The following is a 17,793-nucleotide window of genomic DNA, read 5'->3' on the forward strand; positions in this document are numbered from 1 at the left end:
GTCACCGCGGGCCGTCAACTGCCCAATAACTGAACAGAAGTGGAGCCTTCGGTCTGGCACGATGGCGCGTGCTGCCGCCCCCCGCCCCGCCGATCCCCACCCGGAGGCCCCGCGCCATGCCGCTCCTCGACCCGACGCTCTGGCAGGACGGACCCACCCTCACCGGCGGTACCGCCCCCGTCGTCGAACCCGCGACCGGGCGTACCCTCGCCACCCTCGACCTCGCCGCGCCCGCCGATGTCGCGGAGGCCGCCGTACGCGCCCGGGCCGCGCAGGAGGACTGGGGGCACGCCACCCACCTGGAGCGCGCGGCCGTGCTGCGCCGCGCCGGGGACCTGTTCGCCGCCCACGCCGAAGAGCTGCGGGAGTGGATCGTGCGCGAGTCGGGCTCGATACCCGGCAAGGCCGACTTCGAGCTGCACGTCGCCGCCCAGGAGTGCTACGAGGCCGCCGCCCTGGCCTCGCGCCCGACCGGCCAGGTGCTGCCGAGCGAGGCGCCCCGGCTCTCCTTCACCCGCCGGGTTCCGGCCGGGGTGGCCGGTGTCATCGCCCCGTTCAACGCCCCGTTGATCCTGTCGATCCGCTCGGTCGCGCCGGCGCTCGCGCTCGGGAACGCGGTCCTGCTCAAGCCGGACCACCGGACCGCGGTCTGCGGCGGCCTCGCGCTCGCCGCAGTCTTCGCGGCGGCCGGGCTGCCCGCCGGGCTGCTGCACGTGCTGCCGGGCGGCGGCGAGACGGGGGCCGCCGTGGTCGCCGAACCCCGGGTACGGGTGGTGTCGTTCACCGGCTCCACGGCCAGTGGCCGCGCCGTCGGCGAACTGGCCGGCCGTCACCTCAAGCGGGCACACCTGGAGTTGGGCGGCAACTCCGCGCTCGTCGTCCTGCGGGACGCGGACGTCGAGGCCGCCGTCGCGCAGGCTTCCTGGGGGACCTTCTTCCACCAGGGTCAGATCTGCATGACCGCCGGGCGGCACCTCGTACACGCCTCGCTGTACGACGAGTACGTCGAGCGGCTCGCGGCGCGCGCCGAGGAGCTCGCGGTGGGGGACCCGTACCGAGAACGGGTGCACCTGGGCCCGCTGATCGACCGCGCGCAGCTGGAGCGGGTCCACGCGCTGGTGGAGGCCAGCACGGAGCAGGGCGCCAAGCTCGTCGCCGGCGGCACCCACCAGGACCTGTTCTACCGGCCGACCGTGCTCGCCGGTGTCGCCGACGACACCCCCGCCTACGCGGAGGAGGTCTTCGGCCCGGTGGCGCCGGTACGGTCCTTCGCGACGGAGGACGAGGCCGTCGCGCTGGCCTCCGCGGGCCCGTACGGACTCTCCCTCGGCATCGTCACCAGGGACACGGCGCGCGGGCTGGAGCTCGCGGACCGGATCCCGACCGGGATCGCTCACATCAACGACCAGACGGTGAACGACGAGGCCGTCGCCCCCTTCGGCGGGGTCGGCGCCTCCGGCACGGGCGCCCGCTTCGGCGGCGAGGCCAACCTGGACGCCTTCACGGAACTGCGCTGGACCACGACCCGCGCCACTCCGGCGGGCCATCCCTTCTGAGGAATGCCCGCAGCGGGTACATCGTTCACACAGCACGGCGTTCGGCGAGCGCGGCGTTCGAGGAGAGCGGCGGGCGACGGGCGCAGGAACCATTCAGGAGGTCTGGACAACCGTGGCAACAGTCGAGCTCACCAAGGAGAACTTCGACCAGACGGTCAGCGAGAACCCGTTCGTGCTGATCGATTTCTGGGCCGGGTGGTGCCGGCCCTGCCTGCAGTTCGCCCCCGTCTACGAGAAGGCCTCGGCCGCCAACCCGGACCTGGTCTTCGCCAAGGTGGACACGGAGGCGCAGCAGGAGCTGGCCGCCGCCTTCCAGATCACCTCGATCCCGACCCTGATGATCGTCCGGGACCAGGTGGCGATCTTCGCGCAGCCCGGCGCCCTGCCCGAGGCCGCGCTGACGGACCTGATCGGTCAGGCCCGCGCGCTCGACATGGACGAGATCCGCGCCAAGATCGCCGCCGAGCAGGAGAAGCCCGCGGCGGGCGGCGAGTCCGGGTCCGGCACGCCGGAGGCCTGAGATTGCACGACACGGTGCCCGGCCTGCGGTGACACTGGACCGTATGACCGAAGCCGTGGAGTACGACGTCGTGGTGCTCGGCGGGGGACCGGCCGGCGAGAACATCGCCGACCGGACCCGCGCCGCGGGGCTCAGTACCGCCCTCGTGGAGAGCGAGCTCGTGGGCGGGGAGTGCTCGTACTGGGCCTGCGTCCCGAGCAAGGCGCTGCTGCGCCCGGCGCTGGCCCGGGCCGATGCCCGCCGGGTGCCCGGCCTCGCGGGCGCCGTCGGGGGCCCGCTGGACACCGCAGCGGTGTTCGCGCACCGCGACTACTGGACGGGCGACTGGAGCGACCAGGGCCAGCTGGACTGGCTCGAATCGATCGGCGCCCATCTCTATCGGGGACACGGGCGGCTCTACGGGGTCCGCAAGGTCGCGGTCACCAGCCCCGAGGGTGAGCACCACGTACTGGCCGCCCGGCATGCCGTGGTCGTGGCCACCGGCACCCGGGCGTTGATCCCCGACCTGCCCGGGATCGCCGGGGCCCGGCCCTGGACGAGCCGCGAGGCCACCTCCGCCCGGGAGGTGCCCGGCCGGCTGCTCATCGTCGGCGGATCGGTGGTGGCCGCCGAGATGGCCACCGCCTGGCAGGCGCTCGGCTCGCAGGTCACCGTGCTGGCCCGGGGCCCGGGGCTGCTGCCCCGGATGGAGCCCTTCGCGGGCGAGCTGGTCGCCGAGGCGCTGCGCGAGGCCGGCGCGGTGGTCCGTACGGGTGTCTCGGTGGAGGCGGTCGTACGGGAGGGCTCGACCGGGCCCGTCCGGGCGGTGCTGGAGGGCGGCGAGACCCTGGAGGGCGACGAGATCCTCATGGCGACGGGCCGGGCGCCGCGCACCGAGGACATCGGGCTGGAGACCGTCGGACTGAAGCCCGGGGACTGGATCGGGGTCGACGACAGCTGCAGGGTGCCCGGGCACGACTGGCTGTACGCGGTGGGCGACGCCAACCGCCGGGTCCTGCTCACCCACCAGGCCAAGTACCAGGCCCGGATCGCGGGCGCCGCCATCGCCGCGCGCGCGGCGGGCGCCGAACTCGACACCGGACGCTGGGGCGCACACGCGGCGACCGCCGACACGGACGCCCTCCCGCAGGCGGTGTTCACCGATCCGGAGGCGGCGGCGGTGGGACTGACCCTGGCCGAGGCGGAGCGGGCCGGGCGCCGGGTGCGCGCGGTCGACTACGACATGGGCAAGGTGTCCGGCGCCGGGCTGTACGCCGACGGGTACCGGGGGCACGCCCGGATGGTGGTGGACCTGGACCGCGAGGTCCTGCTCGGCGTCACCTTCGTGGGGCCGGGCGCGGCCGAGCTGGTGCACGCGGCCACGATCGCGGTGGCGGGGGAGGTCCCGATCGCGCGGCTGTGGCACGCGGTTCCGTCGTTCCCGACGGTGAGCGAGATCTGGCTCCGGCTGCTGGAGACGTACCGGGGGTAAGGCGTTGCCGGGTCCGGGCCTCGCCCTGGCCGGCCCGGCTCCGGCCCCGTCCGGTGGCCGTAGATCGCGTAAATCCGGGCCGTGTCGCGTCGCGCCGACGCGGCACAGCGCCCGGACCAGCATGTGGGTGCATGTTTTCAGCCATACCGCCGACAAGGCCAACGGCCCTCCGCGCGCCGTGAGTTCCCTCTGTTCCGCGTGAAACCGCTGCATGGCCCCGCCCCTTTCCCGCTTTCCGGTCGCCGCGTCGACCCTCACTGCGCACCGTAACCGGCCGCACTGACAGTGAGGGGTTCCAGCGATGATCGCGATTAGGTTAGCCTTGCCTAAGTTGATCCAACTTCCGCATCGGAAAGGTGTCGTCCCCATGCGCGCTGCCCACCTGCCCCGCACCCCCCGCACCGCCGCCCGGCTCGTCGCCCGCGCGGCCTTCGCCGCCACGGCGGCCGTCGCGCTCGCGCTCGGCGTGGCCGGTTCCGCCTCCGCCGCCACCTCCACCCGTACCGTCACCGACGGCGGAACCACCTACCGGCTCAGCCTCACCGCGCCCGCCACCGCCGCCGCGGCCGGGCAGAACGTCACCGTCACCGGCAGCGGCTACAACACCGGGCAGGGCGTCTACGTCGGCCTCTGCGCGGTCAGCGGCGCCCCGGGTGCGTCCAAGCCGACGCCCTGCCTGGGCGGTTCGGACCAGGCCGGCACCACCGGTGCCTCGCACTGGGTCTCCAATGTCCTGGGCGGCACCCTCCCCAACACCTCGCGGTTCGGCGCGGGCGGCACCTTCAGCGTCACCATCCACGTCAAGGCCGACCTCGGCAACGGCCAGATATGCGGCGAGACGGTCGAATGCGCCGTCGTCACCCGCGCGGACCACTTCAACTCGGGCAACCGCAAGTACGACGTCCATGTCCCGGTGACCTTCAACTAGCTCTCGTCCGCCGCCTGTCGTCTCCGCCGCCTGTCGTCTCCGCTGCCCGCTGCCCGCTGCCCGCTGCCCGCCGCCGCCCGCCGTAGCCGTTCGCCGTCGCGAGGAAGCCATGAAACCCCACGCCCCGCGCGCCACCGGAGCGCTCGTGTTCACCACCGCCACCACGGCCGCGTTGATCGTGACCGTCGCGGCCGGCGGCGCCGGAGCGGAACCAACGGCGCCGTCACCGCCCGCCGCGCCCGACGGCGTCACCTACCGGGAGACGGGCCGGTTCACGACCGCCGGCAAACCCCGTGACCTGCTGCTGCACCCGGAGTCGAAGAACCTGTACGTCGGTTCGGACGACCTGGCCGACACCGCCGACGTCAACGAGAGCGGCCTGTACGTCCTGAACCCCGCCGACGGCGCCGTACGCGGCACCGTCACCCGGATCCCGGGCCCGACGGGCACGCTCGGCCGCCGCGCCGTCACGCGGATCGCCGCCCCGCTCCCGGGCGACGGCGTCGTGTTCGGCTACCCGCTGCGCGGCATCGGCACGGCCAAGACCGGCGACGAGACGGCGGCCGGAGCCTGGGTGGCGGGCGCGACGGTCACCGACCTCGGCCCGGGCACCGGCCCCGCCACCGTGCTGGTGGCGCAGGGGCCGGTGCTGGCGGAGGTGGACCTCGCGACGGCGGCCGTGCGGCGCTCGCTCACCCTCGAAGGCGGCGACTCCTTCGCGGTGGACGCCGCGCGCAAGACGGTGTGGTTCACCGACTTCGGCAACCGCCGCCTGTACAAGGTCGATTCGGAGCGGCTGGCGGTCGTGGCGACCGTGGAACTCCCGGCCGGCGAGGGCTTCGGCTGGTTCACCGAAGTGGATCCGCAGACCGGCAACGTGTGGGTGGGCCTGGACGACTCGGTCGTCGTGTACGCCGCCACCGGCGCCCGGCTGGGGGCGCTGACCGGCAAGGACCAGCCGCGCGCGGCGCGGTTCGACGCCGCGACCGGGCAGGCGTTCGTCGTCTGGCAGGACGCCGGGGACCCTTCGCTGCCCGGGAGTGACAACGACGGCGCGCTGACCGTGTACCGGGCCGCCGATCTGACGGAGGTCGTACGTTCCGTCGTACTGCCGGGGAATCAGAGCCAGTTGGGGGCGGCGAGCCTGGCGGTGCAGCCCGGGGGAGAGGTGGTTCTGGTGGGCAGCCCCGCGCAGGGGGCGATCACCCGCCTGGAGCGGACCGTACCGCCGAAGCCCTCCCCCGATCCCTCGTCGGATCCGTCGGGCCCCTCACCGGGCCCGTCCGCGAGCGCGTCAGGTCCCGGACCGGTGACACCCTCCGCCGCCCCACCCCTTCCTACGACGACCAGCCTGGCGGCGCCGCCCGCCGCGGCCGTCGGCGGCACGGGCGGGGAACCTCCGCACGCCGCGCCGGGTCCGGGTGCCGGGCCGGGACCGGGGCCGGGGTCGGCTCCCGCCCCGCACGGAGCCCTCGCCTCCACGGGTACCACGGTGTTGTCCGGCGCCGGGGTCGCCGTCGCGCTGACCGCGGCAGGGTGGGGTCTGATCAGGCTCCGGGCAGGCCGCTTCGGTCGCATTGGCCCTGGATGAGCCGTGGCCGGCGCGGTTGACTGGCGGGCCCGACCACCCGAGGAGTGCCCGCCCGTGCCCGTCATCGCCCACCTCAGTGACATCCACCTCGACGGCGCGGGCCGCGCCGCGGACCGTACCCGCACCGTCATGGAGTACCTGGACGGGCTCCCGTACGACCTGGACGCGGTGCTGGTGAGCGGTGACATCGCCGACCACGGGAGCCCCGCCGAGTACGAGGAGGCCGCGAAGCTGCTGCGCTCCCGGCACCCGCTGGTCGTATGCCCCGGCAACCACGACGTCCGCGAGGCGTTCCGGCGGGGGCTGCTGGGGGAGGAGGACCCGTCCGGGGCGCCGGTTGACCAGGTGCTGCGCGGGGACGGGTTCGTGCTCGCCGTGTGCGATTCCTCCGTACCGGGTGAGGACCGGGGCTTCCTGGAGGAGTCCACGCTGGCCTGGCTGGACGACGTACTGGCCGGCACGCCGCGGGAGACACCGGTCCTGGTCGCCTTCCACCATCCGCCGGCGCCGCTGCACACCCCGTACGTCGACGGCATCCGGCAGTTCGGCGAGGATCGGCTGGCGGCGCTGGCCGGGCGGCACCCGCACCTGGCGGCGTTCCTGTGCGGGCACGCCCACACCGCCGCCGCGACCACCTTCGCCGGGCGCCCGCTGCTCGTGGCGCCGGGCGTGGTGTCCACGCTGCGGCTGCCGTGGGAGGCCCCGAGCGGCGATCCGCACGTCCACCTCGACGAGCCGCCGGCGGTCGCGTTCCATGTGCTGGCTGACGAAGGGCGGCTGACGACCCACTACCGGGTGGTCGTGGCCCGCCGGTAGCTGCCGCCGTCCCGGGTCCGGGTGAGGAGGCCCGAGGTGATCAGGTACCGGCGCAGCGCCGCGCTGTCCTCGTGCACGGTGCGCAGGGCGTCGTTCACCTCGGGCTCGGTGTAGGCGCGGTCCTGTGCGAAGAGGGTCTCGGCGAGGTGGACGAGCAACTGCTCGCGGCGGGCGGCCTTGCGGGGGATGGCGACGAGGCGCCCGCCGGAGAAGAGGTCGTCGACCCCTCGTTGGCCGGTACGGGGCGTGGCCTGCGGTGCAACGGTGCTGTGTGACATGCCCCGGAGCCTTGCCCAACCTCCTCCGCCGGGGCAACGCATTTTCCCCGGCGGCGGGGCGGGCGCGGCGGCGCCTCAGGGGGTGACGGTGATCTGCTGCGCCGGGTCGGTGGTGTCGGTGACCTTGTAGACGGCGTTGAAGGTGGACGACGTCGCACTCGTCGGGCAGCCGAAGCCGCCGGTGACATGGACCGGGACGGACGCGTTCGTGAACGTCAGGCTCGGCGGGGCGCCGTTGGCCCAGGTGCCGCCGACGGCCGCAGGGGCCGTGGGGGCGGCGGTGACCGTGCAGGAGGCCAGGCCGGTCGTCTGGAGGACGAGGCCGCCCACCGGGACCGTCATGGTGGCGGTGATCGGGGAGCCGTTCTGCATGGACACGGCCCAGGCGCCGCTGGTCGTGACGGTCGGCGTCACGCCCGGCAGGCTGGCGCTACACGAGCTGTACGTCGGCGGCGAGATCGGCGACGAGACCGGCCCGGCCGGGTTCTGGTTGCCGGGGGCCGCCGGAACGGTGCCGGTGGCGACGGAGACGTTGCAGGTCACCGTCACCGAACCGGCCTTGAGGGTGGCCTTCCCGCTCAGGGTGGCCTTGAAGGAGTGCCCGGCCGGGGTGACGGTGGTCGACCCGGCCGGCGGTAACGGCGCGGCGGTGGCGGTGACGGAGGCCAGGGACAGGGCTCCGGCCGCGGCCATCCCGAGGGCGAGCGTGGTGCGCGTGCGGCTCATGGCTGTGCTCCTTGGGGATCGTGGTGCGGGGTGGGGGTGGGGGAGGGGTCCGGTGAGTCGGCCGGGGGCGAGGCGGAGCCCCCGGCGCGCCGGTCCGCGTACGGCTGCCACGCGAACATCAGGCCGCCGCCGAGAATGCCGAGCAGGGTGCCGATCAGGAACCCGCCGAGGTTCGACAGGACCAGTGCGGCGGTCGCGATGAGGGTGGTGAGGACCCCGGCCAGGCTGCGCTGCGGGGGAGCGAACCAGGCGGTGAGACCGAGCACGATCATGACCGCCCCCATCAGGACGGACGGGATCCCCGCCACGCCCTGCTGGAGCATGATCTTCAACGGCGCCAGCGGGAGGACACAGATCCAGGCCCCGGCGAGCACGGTGAGCAGCCCGCCCCAGAACGGCCTGCTGCGCCGCCACCTCCGCCACCGCATTCGGCCCCGCGGCCCTGACGGCCGCGACCGCCCACGGCTCAGAAGCATTCCTTCTTGCCCTTGCTGATGTTCATGCTCAGCCCGGACAGCTTGAACGTCCCGGCGTTCGTCGCCCAGGCCGTCTGGTGCAGATCGGTGATGCTGACGGTGTCCGCCTGCTGCGCGAACAGGTCCTGCATGCCCTGCGCCTCGGCCGGACCCTTGTCGAGGGTGGAGGCGTCGCGCCCGATCTCGATGTTGCTGAAGACCGCGTCGCCGGAGAGCTGCGTCGCGTCCACGAACAGGTTGCTCGCCTCGACCGGGGCCTTCTTGCCGGCGGTGAGGTTGAGCGAGATGTCGCCGACCACCGGGAGCGTGGTGACCACCGACTGGCACAGGTTGTGGAGCTTGGCCTCCCGGATGGCCGTTACCGCCACCGGGATGAGCTCCTCGCGGGCGTTGACGTCCACGCTGCCGTACTGCGCGAAGCCCTCGCCCTCCAGGCTCGACGCCGACACCTTGAACTGCTGTCCGGAGACGGCGAACGAGGCGGCGAGGGCCCCCTGCGCGAGGGCGATGCCGAGGCCCGCGGTCACCGCCACGGCGGGCACGGTCAGGAGGGCGAAGCGGCGCCAGCGAACACCGCCGGTGCCGTTTCCGGTTCTGTCCTCGGGGCCGGGAGGTTCGGACAAGTCGCCTGATAAGTGATGGGAATCTACCATGAGATCGTCCCTTATATCGGCTGTGCACCGTTGTTACCGACGAGTTGAATGTAAGAGTGCCAATGGTGGTTGGCAAGGTTGTGCGAGCGCTGCTTTTCGGCCGACTCCTACTCGCCGGTCACCGCCGGGTCGTCGCCCTTTACCGCTTCCCGCGCAGCAGTTCGGCGACCTCCGCCTCCACCCGCCGCCCCATCGCCCGCGCGAATTCGGCGGCCACGACCTCGCCCGACATCGGCCGCAGCGCCGCCACCGCCGCCGAGATGTGATCCAGCTGGGTGGCCGAAAGTCCCTCCAGCCCCTCCGGGCCGATCACATGCCGCCGGAACAGTCCGACGAACCGGTCCGCGAGCGCGGCCGCCTGCGCCTGTACGAAGTCCCCCGCGTCCAGGATCTCCGCGAGCGGCACCCCCTGACGCACCAACGTCAGCGTCGCCTCCAGCAGCCGGCGGCTCCGGTGCGTCACCCGGTCCCCGTCGATCCGTACGTAACCCAGCTCGGCCGCGCGTCGGGTGTCCTCGGCCGTCGCCCCCGGGCCGAACAGCTCCCGCAGCTCGGCCCGGGTCATGGTGACCGGCTCCTCGTGCTCCCAGTCGCGTGTCATCTCCCGCTCCAGGCCCAGGAGTTGGGACAGGCCGCCGCCCTCCTCCCAGGCGTGCAGCAGCTCCGCGATGCCGTTGACGGTGTAGCCCCGCCCCAGCAGCTCGCTGATCAGCCGCAACCGGGCCAGGTGGTCGTCGGAGTACCAGGCGATCCGGCCCTCGCGGCGCGGCGGAGGCAGCAGCCCGCGCTCCTGGTAGTAGCGCAGGTTGCGCGCCTTGACGCCCGCCGCCCGCGCCACGTCCTCCCGGCGGTAGCGCCCGGAGCCGCTGCCCGCGTCCTGTTCCCCCTGGCTGCCCACGCGGCCGAGTGTAGGACGTACCGGCAGGTCACATGGCCCGCTGGCGCTGCTCCCGCTTGACGGCCCGCAGAACCACGAACTTCGGCTCGCTCGCGACGACTTCGCAGTTCCCGAAGAGCCGCTTCAGATGGGTGTGGTAGCCCATGTGACGGTTGGCCACGACCCACAGCTCGCCGCTCTGCCGCAGCACCTTGCGCGACTGGGCGAACATCCGCAGCGCGGTCGCGTCCGTCGTCGCCTGGTGCGAGTGGAACGGCGGGTTGTTCAGGATCAGGTCCACCGAGCCCGGGTCCAGCATCGCCACCCCGTCACCGACGAGGAAGTCGGCGCGCTCCCGCTCGTGCGTGACGTTGGCGCGGAACGTGGCCTTCGCCGAGGCGACCGCCTGGTACGACTCGTCCGTGAACACCACCTCGGCGTCCGGGTCGGCGACCGCGACCGCCGTGCCGACGATGCCGTTGCCGCAGCCCAGGTCCACGACCCGGGCGCCGGCCGTGTTGGTCGGGATGTTCTGGAGGAAGAAGCGGGTGCCGACGTCGAGCCGGTCCGCGCAGAAGATCCCCGCGTGGTTGACGACGGTCAGGCCCGCGCCCGAGCCCGCGTCCTCGTCGGCGGTGTACGTCACCGGCCAGGGATCCGCTGCCGGCGGGCGGGCGGCGGCGGGGGCGCCGGGCGTGCAGAAGATCAGCCGCGCCTTCTTCTCGGCGAGCGAGGTCCGCGTCGGGCCCAGGATCCGCTCGAACAGGCGCAGCGTGGAGGTGTGGATCTCCTTGACCATGCCGGTGCCGACCACGACCGTGCCGGCGTGGACGCGCGGGGCCAGCCGGTACAGCTGGTCCTCCAGCAGCGCCAGGCTCTTCGGCACCCGCACCAGGAGCACGTCGATCCGCTCCGGCGGGGCGTCCTGCGTGGTCAGCAGCGTCACCGTGCGCTTCGCGGTGCCGATCCCGTTGCGGTCCAGGTTCGCCGCGGTGGCGGACCGGGTCAGCGAGGAGTCGGTGATCTGCGTCGGGTGGTAGGCGGCCAGCGCCGTCGTCAGCGCCCCCCACCGGTCCCCGAGCACGGTGATCTGCCCGGCGCCGGCCAGGTCGACCGGGCCGCGGTCCCCCGTACCGGATTCGAGGTGGCGCAGGAGGTACTCGTCGGCGGCGTCCCAGGCGCGGAGCCGGTCGCGCGGGTCCTCGGGGAAGCGGGTGAGCTCGTAGGAGCCGAAAGGCGTGGTCAGACGGTTCATCGTGCCCCCAGGCTAACCGAGTGCGGAGCCCGGCCACGCATGAACGGGGCCGGGCGCCCCCGGTCGGCCGCCACTCAGTCCTCGGGGAACTCCCCGGCCATGGCGGCGGCGATCCGCAGGTACCGGGCGGCCTCGGCGGCCCGGCCCTGGCGCTCCAGGGTGCGGCCCAGCATCAGCTGCGCGTAGTCCTCCACCGGCCAGCGCTCCAGGATGCCGCGCAGCTCCTGCTCGGCGCGGGAGAGCTGGGCGGAGTGGTAGTAGGCGCGGGCCAGCAGGAGCCGCGGCGCGAGCTGCTCGGGGACCTCGCCGGCCAGCGAGTCCAGGACGCGGGCGGCGGCCGTGTACTCCTTCGCCTCGAAGAAGAGCCGGCCCCGCTCCCAGCGCTCGGCCGCGGTCCCGTGCTCGTAGTACGCCGTCGGCGTGTTCATGGCGTCCCTTCCGCCGTTCGGGTGCTGTGTGCCCTGCCTCCAACACGGCCGCGTGCCCCGACATTCCGCGGAACGGATCCGCTCCCCGGTACTAAGTTGTGCGGTATGAGCAATCTCGAACGCCAGCCCGCGCTCTCCACCTGCGGCGGCCGCGGCTTCGTCGTGGCCGAACCCGTACGCGAGCTCCTCAGCCCGCGCACGGTCAAGCTCGGTGAGTCCACCGAGGTCCGCCGACTCCTGCCGAACCTGGGCCGCCGCATGGTGGGCGCCTGGTGCTTCGTGGACCACTACGGCCCCGACGACATCGCCGACGAGCCCGGCATGCAGGTCGCGCCCCACCCGCACGCGGGGCTCCAGACCGTGAGCTGGCTCCATGAGGGCGAGATCCTGCACCGCGACAGCGTGGGCAGCCTGGCGACGGTCCGCCCGCGCGAGCTGGGCCTGATGACCTCCGGCCGCGGCATCAGCCACTCGGAGGAGAGCCCGCGCCCGCACGCCCGCTTCCTGCACGGCGCGCAGCTGTGGGTGGCCCTGCCCGACGCCCACCGCCACGTCGAGCCCCACTTCCAGCACCACGCGGACCTTCCATCGGTGACGGCCCCGGGCCTGAGCGCGACGGTCATCCTGGGCACCCTCGACAAGGCGACCTCACCCGGCACGGCGTACAGCCCCATCGTCGGCGCGGACCTGGCCCTCACGGCGGGCACGCAAACCCGGCTCCCGCTCGACCCGGACTTCGAGTACGCGGTCCTGTCCATGTCGGGCGAGGCCCACGTCGACGACGTCCCGGTCCTCCCGGGCTCGATGCTCTACCTGGGCTGCGGCCGCACCGAACTCCCCCTCCGCGCAACCTCGGACGCGGGCCTGATGCTCCTGGGCGGGGAGCCGTTCGAGGAGGAGATCGTGATGTTCTGGAACTGGATCGGCCGGAGCAACGAGGAGATCGTACAAGCCCGCAAGGACTGGATGGAAGGCACCCGCTTCGGCGAGGTGAAGGGCTACGACGGCCCCCCGATCCCTGCGCCGCAGCTCCCGCCGGGTCCGCTGAAGGCACGCGGACGGGTGCGCTGAGCTGCGGTTTTCTGACACAGGTCACCCAGTCGAGATCAGGCGAGGAGAGGTCGTACCGCGTGCGGCAATCGTTCCGGCGGGGCGGGCTACGAAGGGCTCCGGCAAGGCCTCTCCGGGCCCTCGACGTTTCCCAGGTGTGACCAGCTGGGGTCAGCTTTGCCAGGACCAATGCTGACCCAATGCTGACTTTGGTGACGGTTCGTCAGGTTGGTCGGTGTCCTGCGGCGGTCGAGCGGTCACGGGGGTAGGCGGTACCCAGATTCATGCCGCTGTCTGTGTCGATCGGCGGCTGTTGCCACGCCTAGCTCATGTGGACGCCGGCCTCGGAGCGCGCGGCGGTAACCAGAGCGGCGTACGGTTCGGCGACCGCCGAGGCTTCGATCTGGAGCCGGGCGTGGTGGAAGGCCATGCGGGCGAGAAGGGAGCTGGCGCCGTCGGTCTGGCTGTGGGCCGGCACAGGACCTTCCTGGCCCCGCCTCGACCCGGCGGTCGACCATGAAGTGCCGCCGGCCGGAAGGGCGGGCCCTTCTACAACGGGTCGCTCTTCCGCGGACGTTCGCGAGGTGAGCCTGGCCGCGGTCGGCGACAACCGACCGCAGCGAGTGCATCGAGGTGGCGGTTGAGGTCCTGACCGCTGGTGGACCGCGACCCCTCGCACGGTCTGCAAGTTCGAAAAAGCCCCCGCCGGATTCTGCGGGGGCTTCTTCGTACTCGGGGCGAGATGCTCAGGAGGGACCGCCAGCGCCGCCGATCCCGCTGAGGCCGCCGGTCAAGGAGCCGAGGGGGGAGCCCTTGTCACCGCCGCCGGTGAGGGCCGAGAGGGGGCCGGCGCTGCCGAGGGGTGAGCCGGCCTCGCCCGAGGCATCGTGGCCGGGGGTGGCTGCGCCGCTGATGGGCGCCCCCTTGAGGAGCCCGTTCAGCAGACTGGTGAGCTGGTCGAGGTTGCCCAGGCTGCTGGTCAGGCCGCCGGCGCCACCTTCGTGAGCGACAGTCGAGTTCAGGGGGTCCTTTGCAGTGTTCGCCAGACTGTTGAGGGGCAGCGAGTCCACGCCCGGCACGGCGCTTCCTCCATCGGCGTGAGCGGGAGCTGCGAGGGAAGCGCCGGCGAGAGCCAGCATCCCCGTAACGATGATCTTCTTCATGCCGGGTCAACGAGCACGGGCTTCAACGGCAACGCTGATGGTCAAATCCGCCCTGACTCGGCCTCGACGGCCTCCTCGGCGGGGTCTCCGGCTCACAGGGCTCACCACCCACCCTCGAACAGCGATGGTCTGGGGCGCTGTCGGAAGTTGTGCCAGAACCAATCGCGTATCGCCCGGGCGCACCTGCTGTCCTTTTCAGGCGTGGGCGCGGTCGTGGCGGGCCAGGTGGGCGGCGGCGATCTCGGCGAGAGCTGGACCCGTGCTCTCGTAGGCGAGGGGGGCCAGGTCCGGGGGCGGGATGTAGCCCTCGGGCATGGCCGCATACGCGCGGTCCAGCAGGTCGGCGTAGCCGTCGGCCAGGGCCTGGGGCCATGCGCCGGTAAGCGGGGGACGCATGCGGGCCTCGGCAGCGAGCGCGGCGTGATGCGCGGCCGCCTCCGCGGCTGCCTCCTTCACCGTGAGATCGGCGATCAGCTCCCGGCCCGGGTTGAAGGCGGCCAGCACTCCGGGGAGCGGATCGTTGGTGGGGGTGGGTGCCAGGAGGGCGTCGGCGAGGGCGGCGGCGATCAGCGGGGAGGCGTGCAGGCCGTCGCGGTGCGTGCCCGACGCAACCCACAGGCCCTCGCGGAGGGTGGGGCCGATGACGGGGTGGCCGTCCAGGCTCAGGGGACGGTTCCCGTGATGGGTGTGAGTGATGCCGGCGCCGGCGAGGCGGTGGTCGAGCTGGCTGAGTGCGGCGTCGAGGAGGAAGCGCAGTGCTCCGGCGGTGGGCCGGGGGGTGGGGGTGAGGGCGGGGTGGGCGCTGGCGCCGAGGTAGAGGGAGCCGTCGGCCTGCGGGACGGCGTGGAGGCCGCAGGCGTAGGCGCGGTTGGGTGTGCGGATCACGGCGGGCCGTGTCTCGGGCCCGGTGACGGTCACCGCGGTGCCCGCCGCGGCAAGGACCGGGACGACGGGCAGGTCCGGGTCGAGGGCTTCGAGGATCGGGGTGGTCCAGGCGCCCGCCGCTACCACCGCGCGCGGAGCGCGGAAGAAGCCGGCAGGTGTGTCGAGGAGGTAGCCGCCCTCCGGGGCTGCGGTGAGAGTGCCGGCCGGGGTGCGGATCGTGTTGGGCAGCGCGGCCAGGGCTGTGTCCAGGGTGGCGAGCCAGGCCCGCGCGTCGAGGAAGCCCTCTGCAGGGAGGTACCAGGCGCGCAGGGCACGGTCGTTGTCCAGCGGCCGATACCCCGGGATGCCCGCCGGTGCGGTCTCCTCGCAGCCCAGACCGTACTCGGCCGCTGCCTGGGCCACAGCGGTGAACGAGGCGTCGTCCAGGGCGGAGGAGACCGCGTTCAAGATCATGAATGTGCCGGTGCCGTATCCGTCGCGGCCGGGGGCGGCGGCGCCCGCGGCGGTGCGGACCTGGGCCCGCCAGGACGGCCAGAGCCCGGCCGCCTCGACCGCGAGGTCGGTCCGCAGCCGACCGTGCCGGGTCCGCAGCCCGCACTCGGTGACCTCACCCAGCACGCCGAGCATCGCCCCCGCCGCACGCGACGCCGCGGCGTTCGACGTCGCCGCCCCGCCCGTATCGCCGGCCAGCGCCACCCGGACCGAGGGCTCCGTCACCGCGAGCGCGAACGCCAAGGAACGGCCCACCACTCCCGCGCCGACCACCAGCACATCCGCACCCTGCACTGCCATGCCCCTACTCCCCGCGTCACAGCCCAGAACCCGGCTCCGGCGAGGCTCGCCCTCACCAGCCGCAGGGCGGCCTCGCGATCCAGACCTTGGACCCCCCATCCACCCACCCCCGGCACACCAAGATCAAGACGACTCCCGGCCACCCCGTAAAGATCACCCGAGTCAGCCCCTGGGCCGATACCCCGCAAGGTCGGCCAGCAGGGTACGGATACGGGCCTCGTCGCCGTCACGGACCGCCCGCACGATGTGCTCAACCGTGTCCCGGGCCCCGGGGATCGACGCCTGCCGGACCGGCCGTGGCCCAACCAAGACCGGCCCGGCCCGGCAGACTTCCCCGGCCCGGCACCCGCCGAGGCGCCTGACACCCCCCCCGTCATGCCCTCCCCAACGGACCGGGCTGCCGCAAGGTCGCTGCCCCCGACGCACGCCTCGGGGCGCAGCGGGTACAGCCGCCGGCGCTCAACCCATAGCTGATGTCGCTGGACGAGGCGGCCCAGGAGCAGGTCCGCGCAACCGATCCCGCCTCCCCCGAGCACCACCAACGGCGCGGACCCAGCTACGGTCAGCCGCTTCACACTCATCCCCATCGGCCCGCCACCCAGTTCGGCCAGCGTGTCGGCGTCGTCCTCCTTGGCCCAGCCGGACAGGCGGTCCGTCTCCTGCGCTTCGTCCGCGAGGTGCAGCACGGGGTCGTCCACCCGGACGGTGCGCGTACGACCGCCATGGCCAGATAGGGCCGGCGTGACCGCAGGCAGGGTGGCGAGGACGCGGGACGACATGCCGCGCATGGCGCAATGAGCCGCTCCGGCGGCTGACCGGGTCACGGTGTGCCGAGGCGGTGACCGGCACGTGGGTGGAAGGAAGATGGCACACCGGGTCATGGGTGAGGAGAGGGTGGATCGGTCGGAGGGTTTCGGTGAGCGGCTGCTCGGTCTGCTGCTGGACCGGGCGCCGCATCTGCCGCCGCAGTTGATCGCCCCGCTGATCGCGGAGGAGGTGGGCAGGGTCGGAGGCCGTGACGTGTCCATCTCCAGTACTACGCACAGGAGTTGCTGGTGCCGCTTCCGGGCAGGAAGCTGCACGTCAGTCAGCCCGAGCCGGTGATCGACTCTCCCGCCGGCCGGGCTTTCCTGCGCGGGGAGGCAGTCGAGGTGCCGCTGGCCGGCGGCGGCGTCCGGATGTACCTGCCTCTGCTGGACGGCAGCGACACGGTGGGCGTCATGGTCCTCACCCTGGACGCCGTAGGCGACGCTGGCTGCTGCACTGAGACGCCAACAAGCAAGGAAACAGACCGAAATGAAGGAACGAGTCCGCGCCGTCCTCGTCACCGCTGACGACACGATGCTGGTCATCCGCCGCACCAAGCCCGACATCCCTGAGTACTGGGTGCTCCCAGGCGGGGGCGTCGAACCCAGCGACGAGTCGAGGGAGGCCGCACTCCATCGGGAGATCCACGAGGAGATCGCAGGGAAGGCCGACATCGTCCGGCTCCTCCACACGATGGAGACGGACGACGAGCGTCAGCTCTTCTACCTTGCCCGCATCGCCACCTGGTCCTTCGAGGACCGCACCGGGCCTGAGTTCAGCGCCGAGGGACGCGGCGAATACGCGCTGGAGGAGATCCCGCTGACCGTGGACGGGCTCGACCGCATCGACCTCAAGCCCGAGGAGATCGCCCACGTCCTCCGGGGCGCCATCGGCGCCGGCAACCTTCGGGCAGAGCCTGCGAAGTAGCTGTTCGTCTTTGTGGGCTTGCCGTCGGGACCGGCGCCGAGCTGCGTCGGCCCTGACGGTCCCTACGGTGTGCTGCGGCTGTTGGTTGCTGTGAGGACGTCCCCGCCCGCACGTCCAGTGGTTAGTCGGACAGACGCCCCAGCAGCGCGCCTTGGCCGGACTGGAGAATATGCGCGGCATCCAGCGGGATCCAGAAGCACTCGAAGTAGGTCGGCTCCTGCTCGCCGTCGTGGTCCTCCTGGCTCATCCACCTGTCGGGCGTCGGTTCGGTCAACTCCAAGTGGAAGACGTGCCGGTGCTGGATCTCGAACCGGTACGGGCTGATGTCGTACTCGGCCACGCCGAGCTTGCGGACGATCTTGAAGTCCGACAGGCCAGTCTCCTCGCGGGCCTCGCGCAGAGCAGCGGCTTCCGGGTTCTCACCGAGGCGGATGCTGCCTGCAGGCACCTGGATGCCGACCTCCTCGTAAGAGTAGTCGGTGTGGCGGAGCACCAGCAGGTGTCCGTCACGGACGACGTAAACGAGGACCTTTTCCTTCGTGACCTTCTCGGGCATAGCGGCGACCTCGGCTTGGGGTGCAGGGACTGGTTCGT

Annotated in this window: 19 protein-coding genes and 1 pseudogene; 9 read left to right on the forward strand and 11 right to left on the reverse strand. The window is 72.7% G+C overall.

What is annotated here, in order from left to right; all coding sequences use genetic code 11:
* Positions 1 to 116: 116 nt before the first annotated feature.
* From OG982_RS27960 to OG982_RS27985, 6 genes are all read left to right on the forward strand, one after another.
* Positions 117 to 1,556 carry an aldehyde dehydrogenase family protein gene (locus OG982_RS27960; RefSeq protein ID WP_266949607.1) on the forward strand — a complete coding sequence of 480 codons (1,440 nt, stop codon included), beginning with the start codon at positions 117 to 119 and terminating at the stop codon, positions 1,554 to 1,556.
* A gap of 112 nt (positions 1,557 to 1,668) precedes the next feature.
* Positions 1,669 to 2,076, forward strand: a complete 408-nt coding sequence (locus OG982_RS27965; RefSeq protein ID WP_266782158.1) for a co-chaperone YbbN — start codon at positions 1,669 to 1,671, stop codon at positions 2,074 to 2,076.
* 43 nt (positions 2,077 to 2,119) lie between these two features.
* The gene (locus OG982_RS27970) at positions 2,120 to 3,547 is read left to right on the forward strand and encodes an NAD(P)/FAD-dependent oxidoreductase (protein ID WP_266782156.1); all 1,428 of its coding nucleotides are present in this window, start codon (positions 2,120 to 2,122) and stop codon (positions 3,545 to 3,547) included.
* Positions 3,548 to 3,914: 367 nt separating this feature from the next.
* On the forward strand, positions 3,915 to 4,475 hold the full coding sequence (locus tag OG982_RS27975) for a hypothetical protein (RefSeq protein WP_266949608.1): 561 nt from the start codon (positions 3,915 to 3,917) through the stop codon (positions 4,473 to 4,475).
* A gap of 109 nt (positions 4,476 to 4,584) precedes the next feature.
* Positions 4,585 to 6,066: a YncE family protein gene (locus OG982_RS27980; protein WP_266949609.1), complete on the forward strand. Its 1,482-nt coding sequence runs from the start codon at positions 4,585 to 4,587 to the stop codon at positions 6,064 to 6,066.
* 54 nt (positions 6,067 to 6,120) lie between these two features.
* A complete protein-coding gene (locus OG982_RS27985) occupies positions 6,121 to 6,882 on the forward strand; it encodes a metallophosphoesterase (protein WP_266949611.1) in 762 nt (253 codons plus the stop codon).
* Here the strand turns inward: OG982_RS27985 and OG982_RS27990 are convergent.
* The 7 genes from OG982_RS27990 to OG982_RS28020 form a co-directional block, all read right to left on the reverse strand.
* Positions 6,855 to 7,160, reverse strand: a complete 306-nt coding sequence (locus tag OG982_RS27990) for a DUF2087 domain-containing protein (protein ID WP_266782148.1) — start codon at positions 7,158 to 7,160, stop codon at positions 6,855 to 6,857. The two genes, OG982_RS27985 and OG982_RS27990, sit on opposite strands and share 28 nt — an antisense overlap.
* 75 nt (positions 7,161 to 7,235) lie before the next feature.
* Complete coding sequence (locus OG982_RS27995; protein WP_266782146.1) at positions 7,236 to 7,886, reverse strand: hypothetical protein; 651 nt, start codon at positions 7,884 to 7,886, stop codon at positions 7,236 to 7,238.
* Positions 7,883 to 8,314 (reverse strand): DUF6114 domain-containing protein, encoded by a 432-nt coding sequence (locus OG982_RS28000; RefSeq protein WP_266949612.1) that lies wholly within the window; start codon positions 8,312 to 8,314, stop codon positions 7,883 to 7,885. The genes OG982_RS27995 and OG982_RS28000 overlap by 4 nt, the downstream gene beginning before the upstream one ends.
* A gap of 38 nt (positions 8,315 to 8,352) precedes the next feature.
* Positions 8,353 to 8,985, reverse strand: coding sequence for a DUF6230 family protein (locus OG982_RS28005; protein ID WP_266949613.1), 633 nt, complete (start codon positions 8,983 to 8,985; stop codon positions 8,353 to 8,355).
* 169 nt (positions 8,986 to 9,154) lie between these two features.
* A complete protein-coding gene (locus OG982_RS28010; RefSeq protein WP_266949614.1) occupies positions 9,155 to 9,913 on the reverse strand; it encodes a MerR family transcriptional regulator in 759 nt (252 codons plus the stop codon).
* Positions 9,914 to 9,941: 28 nt separating this feature from the next.
* Positions 9,942 to 11,147 carry a methyltransferase gene (locus OG982_RS28015; protein WP_266782138.1) on the reverse strand — a complete coding sequence of 402 codons (1,206 nt, stop codon included), beginning with the start codon at positions 11,145 to 11,147 and terminating at the stop codon, positions 9,942 to 9,944.
* A gap of 74 nt (positions 11,148 to 11,221) precedes the next feature.
* Positions 11,222 to 11,575, reverse strand: coding sequence for a tetratricopeptide repeat protein (locus tag OG982_RS28020; RefSeq protein ID WP_266782136.1), 354 nt, complete (start codon positions 11,573 to 11,575; stop codon positions 11,222 to 11,224).
* Positions 11,576 to 11,680: 105 nt separating this feature from the next.
* On the opposite strand from OG982_RS28020, the gene OG982_RS28025 reads away from it, so the two are divergent.
* Positions 11,681 to 12,646, forward strand: a complete 966-nt coding sequence (locus tag OG982_RS28025) for a pirin family protein (protein WP_266949615.1) — start codon at positions 11,681 to 11,683, stop codon at positions 12,644 to 12,646.
* Between the two features lie 301 nt (positions 12,647 to 12,947).
* Here OG982_RS28025 and OG982_RS28030 read toward each other — a convergent pair whose 3' ends face one another.
* The 3 genes from OG982_RS28030 to OG982_RS28040 form a co-directional block, all read right to left on the reverse strand.
* Entirely contained in the window at positions 12,948 to 13,103 is a 156-nt protein-coding gene (locus tag OG982_RS28030; RefSeq protein WP_266949617.1) for a hypothetical protein, read from the reverse strand.
* A gap of 268 nt (positions 13,104 to 13,371) precedes the next feature.
* A complete protein-coding gene (locus OG982_RS28035) occupies positions 13,372 to 13,788 on the reverse strand; it encodes a hypothetical protein (RefSeq protein WP_266949619.1) in 417 nt (138 codons plus the stop codon).
* Between the two features lie 195 nt (positions 13,789 to 13,983).
* Positions 13,984 to 15,465 carry an FAD-binding oxidoreductase gene (locus OG982_RS28040; protein WP_266949620.1) on the reverse strand — a complete coding sequence of 494 codons (1,482 nt, stop codon included), beginning with the start codon at positions 15,463 to 15,465 and terminating at the stop codon, positions 13,984 to 13,986.
* 879 nt (positions 15,466 to 16,344) lie between these two features.
* Between OG982_RS28040 and OG982_RS28045 the strand changes: the two are divergent.
* Positions 16,345 to 16,715, forward strand: a pseudogene (locus tag OG982_RS28045) (serine/threonine-protein phosphatase); the annotation flags it as partial.
* A 46-nt stretch (positions 16,716 to 16,761) separates the two neighbouring features.
* Positions 16,762 to 17,199, forward strand: a complete 438-nt coding sequence (locus tag OG982_RS28050) for an NUDIX domain-containing protein (protein WP_266949621.1) — start codon at positions 16,762 to 16,764, stop codon at positions 17,197 to 17,199.
* Positions 17,200 to 17,320: 121 nt separating this feature from the next.
* Here OG982_RS28050 and OG982_RS28055 read toward each other — a convergent pair whose 3' ends face one another.
* A complete protein-coding gene (locus OG982_RS28055; protein WP_266949623.1) occupies positions 17,321 to 17,755 on the reverse strand; it encodes an NUDIX domain-containing protein in 435 nt (144 codons plus the stop codon).
* Between the last annotated feature and the right edge of the window lie 38 nt (positions 17,756 to 17,793).

Origin of the sequence: Streptomyces sp. NBC_01551, from assembly GCF_026339935.1 — a bacterium.
Lineage (GTDB): Bacteria > Actinomycetota > Actinomycetes > Streptomycetales > Streptomycetaceae > Streptomyces.

Coding starts and splice junctions, on each gene's coding strand:
- OG982_RS27960 (WP_266949607.1), top strand. CDS start 117: ATGCCGCTCCTCGACCCGACGCTCTGGCAGGACGGACCCACCCTCACC.
- OG982_RS27970 (WP_266782156.1), top strand. CDS start 2,120: ATGACCGAAGCCGTGGAGTACGACGTCGTGGTGCTCGGCGGGGGACCG.
- OG982_RS27975 (WP_266949608.1), top strand. CDS start 3,915: ATGCGCGCTGCCCACCTGCCCCGCACCCCCCGCACCGCCGCCCGGCTC.
- OG982_RS27980 (WP_266949609.1), top strand. CDS start 4,585: ATGAAACCCCACGCCCCGCGCGCCACCGGAGCGCTCGTGTTCACCACC.
- OG982_RS27990 (WP_266782148.1), bottom strand. CDS start 7,160: ATGTCACACAGCACCGTTGCACCGCAGGCCACGCCCCGTACCGGCCAA.
- OG982_RS27995 (WP_266782146.1), bottom strand. CDS start 7,886: ATGAGCCGCACGCGCACCACGCTCGCCCTCGGGATGGCCGCGGCCGGA.
- OG982_RS28000 (WP_266949612.1), bottom strand. CDS start 8,314: ATGCGGTGGCGGAGGTGGCGGCGCAGCAGGCCGTTCTGGGGCGGGCTG.
- OG982_RS28015 (WP_266782138.1), bottom strand. CDS start 11,147: ATGAACCGTCTGACCACGCCTTTCGGCTCCTACGAGCTCACCCGCTTC.
- OG982_RS28020 (WP_266782136.1), bottom strand. CDS start 11,575: ATGAACACGCCGACGGCGTACTACGAGCACGGGACCGCGGCCGAGCGC.
- OG982_RS28025 (WP_266949615.1), top strand. CDS start 11,681: ATGAGCAATCTCGAACGCCAGCCCGCGCTCTCCACCTGCGGCGGCCGC.
- OG982_RS28035 (WP_266949619.1), bottom strand. CDS start 13,788: ATGAAGAAGATCATCGTTACGGGGATGCTGGCTCTCGCCGGCGCTTCC.
- OG982_RS28040 (WP_266949620.1), bottom strand. CDS start 15,465: ATGGCAGTGCAGGGTGCGGATGTGCTGGTGGTCGGCGCGGGAGTGGTG.
- OG982_RS28050 (WP_266949621.1), top strand. CDS start 16,762: ATGAAGGAACGAGTCCGCGCCGTCCTCGTCACCGCTGACGACACGATG.
- OG982_RS28055 (WP_266949623.1), bottom strand. CDS start 17,755: ATGCCCGAGAAGGTCACGAAGGAAAAGGTCCTCGTTTACGTCGTCCGT.